This is a genomic window from Serratia sp. LTN-2 (genome assembly GCF_059740205.1).
In genome coordinates, this window is the sequence record NZ_JCAXDO010000071.1 from 1 (window position 1) to 1,091 (window position 1,091).

Consider the following 1,091-nt stretch of genomic DNA (forward strand, 5'->3'; position numbering starts at 1 on the left):
AAAAACGCTTATATCATCGATGCCATCCGTACTCCATTCGGCCGTTATGCCGGTGGCCTTGCACCTGTCCGTGCCGATGACCTTGGCGCTGTGCCGATTAAAGCCCTCATGCAGCGTAACCCAAATGTAAATTGGGAAAAGGTCGATGATGTGATCTATGGCTGTGCCAACCAAGCCGGTGAAGACAACCGTAACGTCGGCCGTATGTCAGCACTACTTGCTGGTTTACCGTATCAGGTGCCAGCAACCACCATTAACCGTTTGTGTGGTTCATCACTCGATGCCATTGCTATTGCTGCCCGTGCCATTAAAGCAGGTGAAGCAAACTTGGTGATTGCTGGTGGTGTGGAAAGCATGAGCCGCGCACCCTATGTAATGGGTAAGTCAGATAGTGCTTTTGGCCGTAGTCAGAAGATTGAAGACACCACCATGGGCTGGCGTTTCATTAACCCTAAACTTAAAGAATTGTATGGTGTAGACACCATGCCCCAGACTGCCGAAAACGTCGCTGAACAGTTCAAGGTCAATCGTGCAGATCAGGACCAGTTTGCCTTGGTGAGCCAACAACGCACCGCAAGCGCGCAAGCCAAAGGCTTTTTTTCTAAAGAAATCGTGGCAGTTGAAATCCCTCAGCGTAAGGGTGATGCTGTTGTGATTGATACCGATGAACATCCACGTGCATCGACTACGCTTGAAGGCTTAAGCAAACTTAAACCAGTTGTCAAAGCAGATGGTACAGTCACTGCAGGTAATGCTTCAGGCATCAACGATGGTGCGGCAGCTCTACTGATTGCTTCTGATGATGCAGTTCAGGCTTACAACTTAAAACCACGTGCCAAGATCATTGCTTCAACAGCCGTCGGTGTAGAACCGCGTATTATGGGCTTTGCCCCAGCACCAGCCATTAAAAAATTACTTAAACAAGCCAACCTGACTTTAGATCAGATGGATGTAATTGAACTGAATGAAGCCTTTGCTGCACAGGCTTTAGCAGTGACCCGTGATTTAGGCTTACCAGACAACTCTGACAAGGTGAATCCAAACGGTGGTGCCATTGCTTTAGGTCATCCACTGGGTGCATCAGGTGCACG

General features: G+C 48.9%; 1 protein-coding gene. It reads left to right on the plus strand.

Going from position 1 to position 1,091, the window contains the following annotated elements; translation table 11 throughout:
- Nucleotides 1-1,091 (plus strand): 3-oxoadipyl-CoA thiolase (gene pcaF / locus AC6BYQ_RS28380; RefSeq protein ID WP_272288480.1); only part of this gene is annotated, 1,091 nt, incomplete at both ends.